Annotated in this window: 13 protein-coding genes and 1 tRNA gene; 10 read left to right on the forward strand and 4 right to left on the reverse strand. The window is 52.8% G+C overall.

All coding sequences use genetic code 11. The features are described 5' to 3' along the window. Positions 1-129: 129 nt before the first annotated feature. Positions 130-1,725 (reverse strand): sodium:solute symporter family protein, encoded by a 1,596-nt coding sequence (locus ACP6EK_RS07415; protein ID WP_438314772.1) that lies wholly within the window; start codon positions 1,723-1,725, stop codon positions 130-132. Positions 1,726-1,741: 16 nt separating this feature from the next. After that, positions 1,742-1,909 carry a symporter small accessory protein gene (locus tag ACP6EK_RS07420; protein WP_438314775.1) on the reverse strand — a complete coding sequence of 56 codons (168 nt, stop codon included), beginning with the start codon at positions 1,907-1,909 and terminating at the stop codon, positions 1,742-1,744. 110 nt (positions 1,910-2,019) lie between these two features. Here ACP6EK_RS07420 and ACP6EK_RS07425 point away from each other — a divergent pair, with 110 nt between their 5' ends. From ACP6EK_RS07425 to ACP6EK_RS07440, 4 genes are read left to right on the forward strand one after another with little or no spacing between them, the layout of a single operon-like run. After that, positions 2,020-3,573 carry an ABC transporter ATP-binding protein gene (locus ACP6EK_RS07425; RefSeq protein WP_438314779.1) on the forward strand — a complete coding sequence of 518 codons (1,554 nt, stop codon included), beginning with the start codon at positions 2,020-2,022 and terminating at the stop codon, positions 3,571-3,573. After that, positions 3,570-4,682: an ABC transporter permease gene (locus tag ACP6EK_RS07430; protein ID WP_438314782.1), complete on the forward strand. Its 1,113-nt coding sequence runs from the start codon at positions 3,570-3,572 to the stop codon at positions 4,680-4,682. Before ACP6EK_RS07425 ends, ACP6EK_RS07430 begins: the two co-directional genes overlap by 4 nt. Then, on the forward strand, positions 4,657-5,574 hold the full coding sequence (locus ACP6EK_RS07435) for an ABC transporter permease (RefSeq protein WP_438314785.1): 918 nt from the start codon (positions 4,657-4,659) through the stop codon (positions 5,572-5,574). Before ACP6EK_RS07430 ends, ACP6EK_RS07435 begins: the two co-directional genes overlap by 26 nt. A gap of 29 nt (positions 5,575-5,603) precedes the next feature. Continuing rightward, positions 5,604-6,776, forward strand: coding sequence for a BMP family ABC transporter substrate-binding protein (locus tag ACP6EK_RS07440; protein ID WP_438314787.1), 1,173 nt, complete (start codon positions 5,604-5,606; stop codon positions 6,774-6,776). A 184-nt stretch (positions 6,777-6,960) separates the two neighbouring features. Here ACP6EK_RS07440 and ACP6EK_RS07445 read toward each other — a convergent pair. After that, positions 6,961-7,037, reverse strand: a tRNA-Arg gene (locus ACP6EK_RS07445). A gap of 281 nt (positions 7,038-7,318) precedes the next feature. Here ACP6EK_RS07445 and ACP6EK_RS07450 point away from each other — a divergent pair. Together ACP6EK_RS07450 and hcp are read left to right on the forward strand one after the other, a co-directional pair. Beyond that, positions 7,319-7,504, forward strand: coding sequence for a hypothetical protein (locus ACP6EK_RS07450; protein WP_438314790.1), 186 nt, complete (start codon positions 7,319-7,321; stop codon positions 7,502-7,504). A gap of 746 nt (positions 7,505-8,250) precedes the next feature. After that, entirely contained in the window at positions 8,251-9,894 is a 1,644-nt protein-coding gene (hcp, locus tag ACP6EK_RS07455; protein WP_438314793.1) for a hydroxylamine reductase, read from the forward strand. A 19-nt stretch (positions 9,895-9,913) separates the two neighbouring features. Here hcp and ACP6EK_RS07460 read toward each other — a convergent pair whose 3' ends face one another. Continuing rightward, positions 9,914-10,921, reverse strand: coding sequence for a LacI family DNA-binding transcriptional regulator (locus ACP6EK_RS07460; protein ID WP_438314796.1), 1,008 nt, complete (start codon positions 10,919-10,921; stop codon positions 9,914-9,916). Positions 10,922-11,102: 181 nt separating this feature from the next. Between ACP6EK_RS07460 and ACP6EK_RS07465 the strand changes: the two genes are divergently transcribed. From ACP6EK_RS07465 to ACP6EK_RS07480, 4 genes are all read left to right on the forward strand, one after another. Then, positions 11,103-12,308 (forward strand): hypothetical protein, encoded by a 1,206-nt coding sequence (locus ACP6EK_RS07465; RefSeq protein WP_438314799.1) that lies wholly within the window; start codon positions 11,103-11,105, stop codon positions 12,306-12,308. 8 nt (positions 12,309-12,316) lie between these two features. After that, complete coding sequence (locus ACP6EK_RS07470) at positions 12,317-13,831, forward strand: sugar ABC transporter ATP-binding protein (RefSeq protein ID WP_438314802.1); 1,515 nt, start codon at positions 12,317-12,319, stop codon at positions 13,829-13,831. Further along, a complete protein-coding gene (locus ACP6EK_RS07475; protein ID WP_438314805.1) occupies positions 13,815-14,795 on the forward strand; it encodes an ABC transporter permease in 981 nt (326 codons plus the stop codon). Before ACP6EK_RS07470 ends, ACP6EK_RS07475 begins: the two co-directional genes overlap by 17 nt. Before the next feature lie 84 nt (positions 14,796-14,879). Continuing rightward, positions 14,880-15,842 (forward strand): substrate-binding domain-containing protein, encoded by a 963-nt coding sequence (locus tag ACP6EK_RS07480; protein WP_438314808.1) that lies wholly within the window; start codon positions 14,880-14,882, stop codon positions 15,840-15,842. Positions 15,843-15,881 lie beyond the last annotated feature (39 nt).

Below are 15,881 nucleotides of genomic sequence, written 5' to 3' on the forward strand. Positions count from 1 at the left end.
GTAGACCAGGTTCACCAACCCCCTTGGTTTCAGAAGCGTTCTGCTTCCTCACCGCAGGCAGCTTTTGCTCTTTTGGGGTATTATACCACGCTCTGGCACCGGGGAACACCGGTTCCCCGGTGCCGTCTTTCATGAGAGGCCATTGAAGCAGGTTTTGAGGTGGGCTTCGTCTGGGGGTTTTGTGAAGCGGCTCACCAAGACGGTTACGAGAGCGGCAAGGGGGAGCGCAATCACGATGGGATCCACGACTTTCCAAGGAAGACCCCACAGGGCCCCCCGTCCGAAAAGGGCCTGGCACAACCCAAGGACCTGGGATTCCTTTTCATGCACGAAGAGGAACCAGAACATGCTTGCGGCAAAGCCTGTAACCATTCCGGCAATGGCTCCAGCCTTGGTGATACGGCGGGAGTACAAAGCCCCGATGTACATGGGGAGGAGTGTCGAGGCACAAAGACCAAAGAAAATGGAGGTTCCCCGGGCAATGATTTCTGAACCCGCACCGTAAAAGCGAGGCAGACCCCACCCGAGGAAGGTACTCAGAAGAATCCCGATAGACGTTCCAATGCGGTTGAGGCCAACGGTACCTTTCCGCCCCGTAAGCGTTTCGAAGATATCGCGACTCAGGGCTGTACCTATCGTGTGGTACTGACTGCTCATGGTGGACATGGCTGCAGCAAAAAGCGTAACGAGGAACAGGATACCGAACCAGGGAGGCATAGTTCTTTCAATGAAGAGGGGAATAATAGAATCGACCTGTTTCTGAGCAGCGAGGAAAGAAATCTGACCAGTAGTGTTGAAGAAATAAACGTTGGTGAGTGCTCCAACAACAAAGGCGACGCCTGTCATGGCGAGGATGAAAATCCCTCCAATAGCTGTGGCCCGATTGAGTTCTCTGCTGCTGCGCACAGTCATGAAGCGGACAACAAGTTGTGGCTGTGCCAGAACCCCAATGCCCACGCCAAGGACAATTGTGGACACGACTGTCCACCAGAGAGGAGAGAGAAAGGCGGGCATGCTGGTGAATCCCCGGTGCCCCATGGCGCCAAAGACCTCTTGGGCTTTTGGGGCAAGAGCAGTGAGGGCTTCGTGAGCTTGGGTCACGCCTCCAAGGCGATAGTAGGTGAGAAAGAGGAGCGAGAGCATGCCGGCGAACATCACAGTCCCCTGGAAGGCGTCGGTGTACATGACGCCTTTTAAACCTCCCATGATGACGTAGAGGGCAACAACGGCGGAAAAGAGCAGAAGACCGACTTCATAGTCCACCTTAAGGTTCACGGTGAGAAATTGTGTAGCTCCCATGAGGACTGCGGAGACGTAGATAGGCATGAAGAGGAAGATCAAAATGCCACTGAAGACCTGGATGAATCTGGACTGAAAGCGCTTCCCCAGAAGCTCCGGAAAGGTATGTGCGTCGAGGTTATATCCCATGGCGCGGGTCCGGTGACCGAAAAAAACGAAGGCAATGAATATCCCGACGAAGATGTTCAGGAACGTGAGCCAAAGAAGGCTCAACCCGAAGAGTGCCGCTGTCCCTCCGAAACCCACGATGGCTGAGGTGCTGATGAACGTTGCACCATACGACATGGCCATGATGTAGGGGTGAGCTTCCCGTCCGGCAAGGAGGTAGTCTGTGGTTGTCTTGGTCCTCCGGTAGGCAACGTATCCAAGATACCCTGTGATAAGGAGATACACAAGCGTTGCAAGCACAAGGGCAAGACGGTACATACTTTCTTCCCCCTCCTTACTCTTCCAGCGCCTCTTCTTCTTTCTCCCAATGGAGGATCTTTTCTGGCTTCACACCCTCTCCACCCCGGTTCCAGTTGACCAAGCCGTATACCACACAGAGCAGGGTACTCCCGATACAGAGAAGATAAGCAAGGGTAATCCAGAAGTCGTGCAGTCCCAGCATATTCTCCCCCCTTTTGAAGAAGTTGTCACAATTGTAGCAAGAAGATTGCTGCTTGCAAATCCCTGATAGTATAATTACGAGTTGTTGAGTGCCTCAGGAGGAAAAAAACGATGTCTTGTGAATGTCAGGAGATTGTGGTGTTCCGAGACGTAACCAAGGTTTTTCCGCCCGGTATCCTTGCCAACGATCGGGTGAGCTTTGGGGTTGAACGGGGGACGGTTCACGTTCTCCTTGGGGAGAATGGAGCGGGAAAGACCACGCTCATGAACGTCCTCTACGGGATTCACCAGCCCGATGGAGGGAGCATTATCCTTCGGGGGAAAGAGGTTCGTATACCTTCACCCCGGGTGGCCATAGAACTGGGTATCGGAATGGTTCACCAGCACTTTCGCCTCATTCCCAACCACACCGTCTGGGAAAACGTTGTGCTTGGATTTCCTCGGGTTCCTCACCTTTTCCCTGCTTTGCGGGCACGACAAATGATTCGGGATCTCTCGAGGGAATACGGTCTTGATGTGGATCCGGATGCTCGGGTTTGGCAACTCTCTGCTGGAGAACAGCAGCGGGTGGAAATTCTGAAGGCCCTCCTTCGAAAGGCTGAAATTCTCATCCTCGATGAACCCACCTCTGTGCTCACTCCCAAGGATGCGGAGAAGCTTTTCCTTGTCTTGAAGAGGATGAAGGAGGAAGGGAAGACCAGTCTTTTTGTCACTCATAAATTCAGCGAAGTGGGAGAGATCGGCGATCGCGTTACCGTTCTCCGAAAGGGGAGGGTGGTGGGGACGGTTCCGCGGGGCGAAGCCGATTTCGAAACCCTCGCTGCCATGATGGTGGGGGAGAAGATGACGTTTTCCCTGCCCAAAAAGCCGCTTTCTCCCGGTCGCCCTCTTCTTCGAGTTGAGGACCTCTGGGTGCTGGATGACCGGGGATTCCCTGGAGTGCGGGGGGTGTCTTTCGAGATTCGAGAGGGAGAGATCGTGGGCATAGCCGGAGTGGTGGGAAATGGCCAGCGAGAGCTGACTGAGGCCCTTGCCGGTCTTCGTCCTCCCTTGCGAGGGCGCATTTTCCTTGGTGAGGTAGACATTACGGCGTGGCTCCCCCAGAGAGTTCGTGAGGCGGGTCTGGCGTGTGTTCCCGAGGATCGCCGAATGGCACTTGTTGGGGATCTGACCCTTGCCGAAAACCTTTTCCTCCGGGATTACCGGAAAGCACCTTTCCGCCGCGGAATCCTCGTGGACTGGAAAAAAGTGCGTGAACATGCGGAGGAGATGATTGCCACCTACCGGATTGTGCCACCGGTTCCTCAGCTTCCGGTACGTCTTCTCTCCGGGGGCAACCGTCAGAGGGTGGCCCTTGCACAGGTTCTGACCTCTCGTCCTCGTGTTCTTGTGGTTTCCAATCCCACCGCTGGTCTCGACATCCTGGCTACTGATTTCATCCACCGACTCTTTCTCTCCTTACAGGAGGAGGGTGTTGGCATTCTCCTTGTTTCTGGTGACCTCGACGAAATCCTCGCCCTTTCCGATAGGGTGCTTGTCCTGTACAGGGGGACTATCCTCGGCGAGAGGAAGCGTCCTCAGAGTGGGTGGAGCGAGGAGGATCGCAGGGATATTGGAATGATGATGGGAGGGGTTCCGGGTGAACGCCTCGTGATGGTTCGATGAGGCTAAGACTCCAGGTAACGAGACGACTTGAACCTCCAGCCTCCATGGTGTTCTTTGTCTCTGCACTCTCGCTTCTTCTGGCTTTCCTGGTCAGTGGCCTGCTTTTTGTTTTTCTTGGAATCTCTCCCCTTGAGGCGTACAGGGTTTTCTGGCAGGGAGCCTTTGGTAGTCTCTATGCTCTTTCTGAAACGGTGAAGCGGATGATTCCTCTGGCCATTATCGGGGCAGGTCTTGCGGTATCCTTTCAGGCTTCGGTATGGAATATCGGTGCCGAAGGGCAGATGCTCATCGGAGCCATTGTGGGAACATGGGTGGCCCTCTTTTCGCCCTTTCCCCCTTCCCTGCTTTTGCCCGCGATGTTTGTCCTCGGGTTTTTGGGAGGAGCACTATGGGGGGCCTTCGCCGCGTGGTGTCGAAATAGGCTGGCGATCAATGAAATCATCACCACACTGATGCTCAACTACGTTGCTGCGAATCTCGTGCTTTACCTCATTCTCGGTCCCTGGAAAGGGAAAACGGTTCGGGGATTTGCTTATACAGATCCCTTTCCTCAAGAAGCTTGGCTTGCCACCATCGGCACTACCCGGGTGCCTCTGGTGACCTTCCTTTTTGCCCTCCTCGCGGCTCTTTTCTGTTACTTCCTTTTGGTAAAGACCACCTTTGGTTTCGAGCTCCGGGTTGTTGGAAGAGGAGAAAAAGCGGCCCATCTTGCAGGAGTTCCTGCAAAGCGTGTTGTGGCTCTGGTGCTCTTTCTCTCAGGAGGGCTGGCCGGTATTGCAGGGGTGGGTGAGGTCAGCGGCATTCACCATATGCTTCGTCATCCTGCACACATTTCCCTGGGATATGGGTTCACGGCCATTATCGTTGCCTGGATCGCCCGGGCAAACCCCCTTGGCGTTCTCGCAAGCGCTTTTCTTTTTGGGGCTCTCATGTCCGGACAGGATGCATTGAAAGTTGCTTTTGGCATTCCCTTCCAGGTGATGTACATTCTCAACGGGCTGGTACTCTTTTTCCTCATCGCTTCAGAGCAACTTCTGTACTACCGGGTTACATTGCGCGTTGCACCATGGGGTGAGAAAGAGGATGAGTACGATAGGGTTTTGGATTAGTGGCGTCGTTGGAAGGACCCTGGCCTACAGTGTCCCATTGCTTCTTTCGACTTTAGGGGAAATTTACGCCGAACGATCTGGAGTTCTGAACCTCGGTGTCGAGGGCCTGATGTCTCTTGGAGCGTTTTCGGCTTTTGCCGTGGCGTTTTTTTCGGGGAATCCGTGGCTGGGAGTGGTTGTTTCCGGGATTGTTGCTGGATGTGCGTCGCTTGTTCACGCCTTTTGTAGTGTCACGCTCCGGACGAATCAGGTGGTTTCGGGACTGGCCCTGGGAATGCTGGGTATGGGCATTTCGGGGGTCTTGGGGAGGAATTTTGAGGGAAAGGTCCTTGCCACGACGCTTCCGGTGTTTCGTTTACCCTTCCTCTCCGCTCTTCCAGGTTTTGAGAAGCACAATGTCTTTGTGTACGCGAGTTTGGGGCTAGCTGTCATTCTCTGGTTTGTCCTTTTCCACACGCGCTGGGGCATCGTCATCCGATCGGTAGGCGAAAACCCTGCAGCCTGTGATGCCATGGGGATCAACGTTACCCTTGTCCGTTACGCCTGCGTGTTCTTCGGAGGAGTTCTTGCCGGTCTTTCGGGAGCATATCTCTCTTTGGGGTATCGTCCTTCGTGGTCTTATGGGATGACTGCAGGAATTGGATGGCTGGCCATTGCACTCACTATTTTTGCCTTCTGGAATCCTCTCTGGGGGATGGTGGGAGCATACCTTTTTGGGATTCTCTACCACTTTTCTTTTCGTTTCCAGGTCCAGGTTTCCCCGGAACTCTTGAACACCCTCCCATATCTTTTCCCCCTTGTGGCTTTGGGTTTTGTCTCTCGTTTAGCGGCTCGCAGGAAAGTGGGACCACCCGCTTCCTTGGGGGTACCTTATCAGAGAGGGAGCAGTTAGTATAATTTCGGTGTGGAGGTGGTGGAACGGTGAAGCGGTTCACGGCGGTGGTTTTGTTGGTGTTCCTCCTGTGTTTTGGGTTTATGGCTTTGGGGAACACACAGGAAGCAAAGATTAAGGCTGGGTTCATCTACGTTGGGCCCATCGGAGACTTTGGCTGGAGCTATGCCCATGACCAGGCACGACGCATTGTCGACGATGCCTACCCCTGGCTTGAAACCGTGTACGTCGAAGCAGTACCGGAGGGAGAGGTCGAAGGAGTTATCGACCGCCTGATTAACCAGGAAGGTGTTGATGTTGTTGTTACCACAAGCTTTGGTTTCATGGATGGAACGCTCAGAGCGGCTCAGCGGTATCCTGACAAAATTTTCTTCCACTGCTCTGGTTTCAAAAGAGCACCCAATATGGCCACGTACATGGCGGACTTTCACCAGGTGTACTATCTCAACGGAGTCATTGCGGGAGCATTGACGAAAACTGGGAAGCTCGGATACGTTGGGGCCTTTCCTATTCCGGAACTCAAGCGTCACATCAATGCCTTTACTCTGGGTGCTCGGAGAGTGAACCCCGGTGCTCAGGTGCTCGTTCGATGGCTCCAGACTTCCTGGTATGACCCTGCAGGAGCCAAAGAGGCGGCAGAGTCGCTCATTGCTGAAGGAGTAGACGTGCTGGCTTTCACGGAGGACTCTCCAACAGTTGTTCAGGTTGCTGCAGAACACGGGCTTCCGAGTTTCGGGCATTACTCTCCCATGTACAAGTTCGCTCCGAATTTTGTGGCATCGGGTCAGCTTGTGCACTGGGAAGCCATCTATTTCGACTTTTTCGCCAAAGTCTATGCTGGCCTATACACCTCCAAAAATCTCGAGAATGTTGACTACTGGTGGCTCCTCCGCGAGGGGGCCGTTGAACTCGGAGCAGACTTCGGCATGCCCATCAACCCTGTTTTTGAGGACCAGTTGAAATCTACAATTGTGAACGATCCAGTGTATGGTGAAACCAGCGTATACGACCTCGTTTTTGCTCTCCTTAAGGCTATGGCTGATCCTGAGTATGCCTTCAGTCCCTTCACCGGCCCCATTCGCGATCGCAAGGGAAATCTCAGGGTTCCTGAAGGGGTTCGCCTCACCATGGACGAGCTTATCACGATGGAGTGGGCTGCAGAGGGTGTTGTCGGTGCCTGGCCCGGGGAACCGGAGGAATAAGAGTATCTCCCGCATCCCTGTGTCTTCAGGGATGCGGGTTTTTTTCTTGGAAACGGGCTCTGCCTGAACCATTGACAAAGGGACGGAAGCGGAGGAGCGTAGGGTACTCGGGACCTGGAGGCCCGAGAAAGTGGTGGAGTGCAAAGAGCAACACAGGACTCCACTACGGAAGATCCCACACTCCTGGCGCGCCTGGAGGGACTTGAACCCCCAACCCCTGGATCCGAAGTCCAGCGCTCTGTCCAGTTGAGCTACAGGCGCGCTCGGGGAGGCTTTTTGCCTTTTATGCCTTCTTATCCTCAACCACTGTAAGTTTACCCTGTTGCTGGTGAGAAGTAAAGGGGTCCGGAGACAACGGCGCGATGTCGATTTGTTTTTCACAGAGGTACTGTGTTGCAGAATCCCAGAGACAAGAGGGAATTTGCACTGGGCTTCCTCTGCATGTCCTGCTTTCAAATCGACTTGCAAAGCCAAAAAATCCAGAGAATAACTCCTCTGGAAAACGGTTTTTAACCTGCAAAAGGACATTGGGAGGTATGGCTATGGTAGAAGTGAAAATGCCCCATGAAGGTCATGAGAAGCACCTCTGTTACCTCGAAAATATCGGTTACATCCAGGAACACTTTGAGGAGTATAAGAATCTGGTGCGTGATGGGAAATACGTTTGCGTGACCTGTGGCCGGGTAGCAGCCAATCCGGAAAACCTGTGTAGCGCTGAAAAACTCTGAACCCAGTATAACCGACCGGGAGTGCCAAAACATGGAAAAGTAGAGCCCTAATTCACAGCACAGAAGACGAACGTTGTGAGTTTTCGAGAATACAGGTGATCATGCTCAAGGAAGGGAACGGAGAAGTAACCGTAGTTCCCTTCCTTGAGTTTTTACAGAGAGGATCCCACGTCAACCTTCCTAACTTGTTTACCGCCTTTCCGAATGCGTCTTTTCTCACCGCTACATAGGGATTTCTCTTTTTGGGATTCTCCTATGAGGTTTTTGTGGCCTCTTAAAAATTTTCCTCCATTCGGGAATGCAATGTGCCCTCCCTTCTCTCACTCATCCAGATTACAGCCTTCCGTATTACAAAAATCCAGGGCGTACTTTTGTATCAGGTTCTTGAGAGTCATCTGTAGAACGCTCACCGCTTCTCGCATCACTGGGATGGTGCTGTGGATTTCTCGGAAGACATCTCTTCCTTTCTCCTTTGAGCCATCCTAGAGCGGGGTTTCCCGAATGCGTTTCCCAGGGTGGAAGCGATCCAAGACAAAACGTCTCCTTAGTATGGTGGTTGCCTTTTTCCTTAAAGGGGACATACATCAAGAGCCTTGATGAAGAGGTAGGATTAAGGTTTTGATATCGGTGCCTCAAGTGCTTTCGCGAATTGGGGTGGTGACATTGTTCCAGGAAGTCGCTCTCTCTTGACACCATACAGGAATTTAGGTATTATAATACCAAAATTGAGGAAGGAGGCGAGAGAAGTGTTCTGTTACCAGTGTGAACAGACTGCCGGAGGCACGGGGTGTACCAACTTTGGAGTGTGCGGGAAAGACCCCGAGACCGCTGCTTTGCAGGATCTTCTGGTGTACGCAACCCAGGGAATCGCTATGTTGGCCAGAAGGACCAGAGAACTCGGGGTGAAGGACCGCGAAGCCGACGTTTTTGTTCTTGAGGCCCTCTTCAGCACGGTCACCAATGTGGACTTTGACCCCGAACGGTTACAGATGTACCTCAACAAGGCTTACGAAATCAAGGAGAGACTGAAACACCTGTACTTTGAGACCTGCAGAGAGCAGGGGAGGACTCCGGAGCATCTCTCTGGCCCTACTCGGTGGGCTCCTGCGGGGAGTCTGAATGAGCTCATTCGTCAGGGGGAAGAAGTCACCCTTGAGAGGGACATTGAGCGGTTTGGAGAAACGGTGGCTGGAGCAAAGCACCTTGTGCTATATGGCCTGAAGGGGATGGCGGCCTACGCAGATCACGCCCAGATTCTCGGTGTGGAGGATGACGAGGTATACGCCTTTTTCCACAGGACTCTGGATTTCCTGACTCGTGAGAATTTCACGCTGGAGGAACTCCTCACCACGGCCCTGAAAGTCGGTGAGTACAACCTCCGAGTCATGGAATTGCTTGACCGGGCTCATACGACCACGTATGGTCACCCGGTACCAACACCGGTGCGTGTTACCCCTGTGAAGGGGAAGGCTATCGTCGTTTCCGGTCATGACCTGAAAGACCTCGAAGAACTCCTGAAACAAACCGAGGGAACAGGGATTAACGTGTACACCCATGGAGAAATGCTCCCTGCTCACGGATACCCCGGTCTTAAGAAATACTCGCATCTTGTGGGCAACTATGGCAGTGCCTGGCAGAATCAGCAAAAAGAGTTCGATGTTTTCCCCGGTGCTATTCTCATGACGACGAACTGTCTCCAGAAACCCAAGGAGAGCTACAAACACCGCATCTTCACCAGCGGGCTCGTAGCGTGGCCTGGAGTCGTCCACATTCGAAACCGCGACTTCTCCCCGGTTATTGAAGCTGCTTTGAGGGAAGAAGGTTTCCCTGAGGACGAACCGGAAAAGACCATCCTTGTGGGGTTTGCAAGGAATGCTGTTCTCAGTGTTGCCGACAGGGTCCTGGACCTTGTCAGACAGGGGAAAATCCGGCATTTCTTCCTCATTGGGGGATGTGATGGGGCAAAACCAGGGAGGAACTACTACACCCAGTTTGCTCAGGCTGTTCCTCAGAATGCCGTGATTCTCACCTTGGCCTGTGGCAAGTACCGTTTCAACAAACTCGAGTTTGGCACGATTGAGGGCATTCCACGCCTTCTTGATATTGGCCAGTGTAACGATGCCTATTCGGCTATCCAGATTGCCCTTGCTTTGGCTCAGGCACTGAACACCGATGTCAATAGCCTCCCGCTTTCCCTCATTCTCTCCTGGTATGAGCAGAAGGCGGTGGCAATTCTCCTGACCTTGCTGCATCTGGGCGTAAAGAACATGCGTCTTGGGCCGAGTATGCCGGCTTTCGTCAAGGAACCGGTGTACAAGGTCCTCAAAGAGCAATTCAACCTCATGCCCATCACCACACCTGAAGAGGACCTGAAGGCAATCCTCGGATGATCCCTCAAAAAGCGCCAGTCTATTGCTCCCGGAAAGGAGCAGTGGACTGGCGTACGATGAGGTAAGGAGGAACGGTAATGGATTTTTTTCGTATCTTCTTTTTCTCAATGAGCTTGCAGAGGAGCGCGATACCTTCTTTGGCGATGCGGTCAAAAGGCTGAGCTACTGTGGTGAGGGGAGGAGAAAAAACCTCGCAGAGAGGGTTGTTGTCAAGGCCAATGACTGAAATATCTTCAGGAACTCGCCAGCCCCGCTCTTTTGCTACCTGAATGGCACCGAAAGCCATCATGTCATTCATGCAAAAGAGGGCAAAAGGGGGGGAAGAAAGCGAGAGGATGGTCTCCATGGCTTTGCGCCCTCCCTCGATCTTGAAGTCGCCTTCAACGACCAGAACGTCATGGGATGGAATGCCTTCCTGAGCGAGTCTCGTGAGAAATCCTTCGAGGCGCTCCCGGCAAACGGTGATTTTCTGAGGTCCACTGATGCAGGTGAACTTCTTGTGACCGAGCTCAAGGAGGTGTGAAGCCGCCAAAGCCCCTGCGGCGAGGTTATCGAGCTTTACTGTTGGGGCTTCCTCATGCTCAAGAGTTCGGTCGAGGACAACGTAGGGGACTCTCGAGAGCGAGGGAATCCGGAAAAGCAGGCTCTCATCTGAAACACGGGGGAAGATGATACCCTCCACCTGCCGTTGCAGGAGTACCTCGAGATAGTGGCGTTCTTTTTTTGGGTCTTCTCCCACGTTGCAGAGGATGAGGTTGTACCCTCTCTGGTAAGCAGCTTCTTCGATGTATCTTGCGAGTCGGGCGAAAAATGGACTGTCAATGTCCGGGACAAGTAACCCCAAAAGCCTGGTTTTCTGGCTTCTGAGACCCTGCGCCAGAAGATTTGGTCGGTACTGAAGGACCTCAATGGCTCTCCAGACTCTTTCTTCGGTTGCCTTGCTGGTTTTTCCCCTTCTGTTGATGACCCGGGAGACGGTAGTAACGGAAACTCCTGCAAGTCTCGCGACATCCCTGATGGAAACCATACAGGCCCCTCGAAAACGTTTTCCTTTCCAGGGGAAATTATACCATGGATGAGGTGAGAAAAACCAGTATTGACAGGAGAAACCGGCTGTGGTAGTTTTTTAGCGTAAACGTTATCCCAATGGACTTTTCCCTGAGTTTGCGATATCCTGTTGCCAAAATTTGCGGGAAGGAGATTCTCCTATGGGAACGATGAAGATGCTCCTTGACATTGCCTTGAATCAAGGTCAAGGCGTTTTGCGTCTTTTCCCCACCTGGGTTCCTCGGTCCTTCTGTATTCCTGGAAAGCGGCTGAAGCTTCACCCTGATGATTACTATGCCTTTGGGGTTCACCGAGGGGGCATTGATGAACGATGGTTCGCCTCTACGGTTCAGGCGGACAACGGTCCCGAAACACTTCCCGATGAGGGGCTGAGCTACATCTATGTTGAGGATGGAGGGAAAGCGGAGAAGGTCCTCCTTCGGGATGCCATCGAGCTTGCGGGGAATGTCATTGTCGGGAAGGCCATGATGGAAAAGTACGGGGGATGGCCAGTGTTTGCCAAGTTTTTTGACAACATGAACCCCCTTTTCCACCATGTGCACCATGATGATGCAAAGGCCAGGCGAGTTGGAAGGCTTGGAAAACCTGAAGGATACTACTTCCCCCCACAGCTCAACAACCACGGCGGGTACTTTCCCTACACGTTCTTTGGCCTGAATCCGGGGACAAAAAAGGAAGACGTTATTCGTTGCCTCGAGATGTGGAACAAAGGGGACAATGGCATTCTCTACCTTTCCCGGGCATACAAGCTTAAACCCGGAACCGGCTGGATTGTTCAACCTGGAATTCTCCATGCCCCCGGATCCCTTCTGACCTACGAACCCCAGAAGGCCTCCGATGTTTTTGCGCCTTTCCAGAACATCGTCTGGGATCGGTTCATCCCCTGGGACCTGGTGGTGAAGGATGTCCCCCCAGAACACAAAAACGACCTTGAGTACATTGTGAGCCTCCTTGACTGGGAAGCTAACACCGACCCGGATTTCTTCGCTCACCACTACCTTGAGCCAAAACCCGTGCGGCCTCTTGAGGAAATGCGGGCTGAAGGGTATGAGGAGTACTACGTGGTCTACGGTTTGGAGGATTTCTCTGCCAAAGAACTCACGGTGTTCCCCGGAAGGAGTGTCACCATTAGAGAAGATGGACCATACGGGGTCATCGTGGTTCAGGGACATGGGAAATTCGGGGCTCTTGAAGTTGAAGCGCCTACCCTCATTCGTTTTGGGGAAATGACCCGCGATGAGCTCTTTGTGACCTACGAGGCTGCACGAGCCGGAGTCACCATCGTCAACGAGAGTGCGACGGAAAACCTGGTGATGCTCAAACACTTTGGGCCCAGAGTGGAGTAGGGAGTAAGATGAATGACGTTCCTATTCTCCATTTTGAGAAGCTTACCAAGCGTTTCCCTGGGGTTCTGGCGCTTGATGGAGTGACGTTTTCTATCCGGAGAGGGGAGGTTCACGCCCTGGTGGGAGAAAACGGAGCAGGGAAGTCCACGCTGATCAAGATTGTCACCGGGGTGTACCAAAAAACCGCAGGGGAAATATTCTTTGAAGGGAAGCCAGTGAATTTCTCCTCTCCTCATGAAGCCCTGAAAAACGGTATCGCGGCGATCTATCAGGAATTCAACCTCATTCCTGCTCTGACGGTGGCCGAGAACATCTTCATGGGGCATCACTTCGTAACACGGAGGTTCTTCGTTGACTGGAACCGGATGCGCAGAGAAGCTCAGGAGCTCATGCGCTTCCTCGACGTGGACATCGACGTGGACCAGAAAGTCCGGGATTTGGGTGTGGCTAAAAAACAAGTGGTGGAGATAGCCAAAGCCCTTTCCCACAGAGCAAGGGTTCTCATCATGGATGAGCCTACGGCGACTTTAGCGCAGAAGGAAATCGAAGGACTCTTTCGGATTATCAAATTTTTGAAGAGTGAGGGTGTGACTATTATTTACATTTCCCATCGCCTGGAGGAAATTTACGAAGTCTGTGATCGGGTCACGGTGCTGAGGGATGGTCAACATATCGCGACCCGGGACGTACAGGATGTCACCATGGAGGATCTCATCCGGATGATGGTGGGACGTGAGGTTGTCGAGAGGTTCCCCCGGGTATCACACACTGCTAAAGGAGAAGTTCTGAGAGTGGAGGGTCTTACAAGACGTGGAGTCCTTGAAAACATCAGTTTTTCCCTCCGGAAAGGTGAAATTCTTGGCATCGCCGGAATGGTTGGTTCAGGGAGAACAGAGCTCCTCCGGGCAATCTATGGCGTTGACCCCATTGACGAGGGGAAGATTTACATCCGGGGAAAGGAAGTCCGCATCCGATCTCCTCTTGATGCTATTAACCACGGTATTGCTCTCCTTCCTGAGGAACGGAAGGTCCATGGGCTGGTCCTCCTCCTTTCTGTGCTCGATAACCTTGGTCTTCCTGTTCTACCCCTGGTTTCGGTTCGGGGATTCATTCAGGATGGGCGTTTGAGGGCTATAGCTCAGGATATGGTACAGCATATGAACATTAAGACGCCTTCGCTTTTCCAGAAGGTGATGTACCTTTCGGGAGGCAACCAGCAAAAGGTGGTCCTCGGAAAATGGTTCGCCCGCAATTGCGACATCTACCTCTTTGACGAACCAACCCGAGGAATAGACGTTGGCGCGAAAGTCGAGATTTACCACCTGATGAATCGGCTGCTCGAGCGTGGTGCTTCTATCATTATGGTTTCCTCAGAGCTTCCCGAGATTCTCGCCATGAGTGACCGGATTCTTGTCATGCGGGAGGGCAGAATAGTCGGGGAACTTTCTCGTGAAGAGGCGACGAAGGAGGCCATTCTGAGACTTGCTCTGGGGAGGAGGGAAGAGTATGCCAGTGTTGGTTGAAGAGAAGAGCACTCAGATTTTCCAGAAGTTCTTCATCTTCTGGGATAGGGTTGGCATCCTTCTCGCCTTCCTGGTAGTCTTTGTCATGTTTGGTGCCCTGACCCCCGTTTTCTTCCATCCTCTGAACATTCTCAACGTCATCCGGCAGGTATCGATTATCGGGGTTATTGCCGTGGGGATGACCTTTGTTATCCTCCTTGGGGGGATCGACCTCTCTGTGGGGTCCATCGTGGCCTTCACGGGAATCATTGCTGCGGGGTTCCAGGTCAAGTGGGGTGGAAGCCTTTTTCTGAGTATCGTTGTGCCGCTACTCATTGGTGGAGGCATTGGCTTTCTCAACGGATTCATTTCCACCAAAGGAAAGCTCCACCCTTTTATCGTGACTTTGGGCATGATGAGCATTTTTCGAGGGGCAACCCTTCTTGTGGCTCAGGGGAAGCCTATCTCGGGGATGAGCCCTGCGTTCCGTTTCATCGGGGCAGGGATGGTTGGTCCTATTCCTTTTCCGGTCATTCTCTTTCTGGGTTGCGTGGTTATTGCTGGCATTGTGCTCAAGAGGACTGTTTTCGGTCGCTACATCTATGCTATCGGTGGTAACGAGGAGGCAGCGCTTCTCTCGGGCATTATGGTTGAGCGATACAAAATCAGCGCCTTCACTCTTCTTGGGTTCCTCTCGGGATTAAGTGGACTCATTTTGACTTCTCGCCTGAACTCTGGGGAGCTTGTGGCGGGGCAAGGATATGAACTCGACGTGATTGCCTCTGTGGTTATTGGTGGGACGAGCCTCATGGGGGGAGAAGGAGGAGTGTACGGGACACTGATTGGGGCTCTCCTTATTGGGGTTGTCTCCAACGGTTTGAATCTTCTGGGGGTCCAGCCATACTGGCAGATGATCGTCAAAGGTATCATCGTCATCTTCGCTGTACTTTTGGACAGATTGAAGCGCCGATTCAGAACTGCGTGAGGGGGTGGGAAAGCGAAGCACATGGTTTATCCTTACCGTAATTGGTCTTTGAGGAGAAAGCGCTATTGAGGGGAGGTTGACAGCGTGAGGAAGCTCATTCTGGGGTTGGTGATTGGGGTATTTCTGGTGTGCTCGGTACTGGGATCTCTGGCTCTCAGTAAAGACCTCACTATTGGTCTCTCTTTCCCAAGCCTTTCTTTTGCCTGGTTTGCCTTTCTAGAGCAGGCGGTGAAAGATAAGGCGGCTCAGCTTGGAGGCATTGAGGTCATTTCGCTTGAGGCTGAGAATAACGTCTCAAAGCAAATCTCCATCATCGAAGACATGATTATCAAGGGCGTGGATGGCGTTCTCCTTGTCCCCATTGAGGTCGAAGCGGTTATTCCGGCTATTGAAGCCCTGAACAAGGCCAACATCCCTGTTGTGACTGTGGACCGGAGGATTAAAGAGGGAGCTCCGGTGCAGATCCTGTGCCATGTTGGTGCTGATAACGTCGAGGGTGGGAGAAAAGCGGCAAAGTTCATTGTGGAAAAGCTCACCGAAAAGTACGGCGAGCCCAAGGGAGTAGTCATCGAACTCACAGGAACCCCTGGAGCTGGTCCTGCTATTGACCGGAGTGCTGGGTTCAACGAGATTATGAAGCAGTATCCGAACATTGTCGTGAAATCCCAGACTGCAAACTTCCGCCGCGAAGACGGCATGAAAGTGATGGAAGACTTCATCATGAGCACGCCACAGATTGACGCGGTATTTGGGGCCAACGACGAGATGATTCTCGGAGCCATTCAGGCCCTGGACGCCAGTGGGAAGTTCGATGTCAAGGAGGTCATCACCGTTGGGTTCGACGCCCTTCCCGAAGCCCTGAAGCTCATTGAAGAAGGGGTTCTTGACGCAACCATTGAACAGTTCCCCGGGAAGCAGGCAGCCACAGCTTTTGAAATCCTTGTGAAGCACCTCCGGGAAGGCGTAACTCCTGAAAAGCCTCTCGTGTACATCGAGCCAAAGGTCATCACCAAGGACAATCTCAACGAGGCTGAGAAGAGCTTCTAAAAGGAAAGCAAAAGCCTGGGGACATCGCATCCCCAGGCT

Origin of the sequence: Candidatus Caldatribacterium sp. SIUC1 (assembly GCF_051549785.1) — a bacterium.
Taxonomy (GTDB): Bacteria; Atribacterota; Atribacteria; order Atribacterales; family Caldatribacteriaceae; genus Caldatribacterium.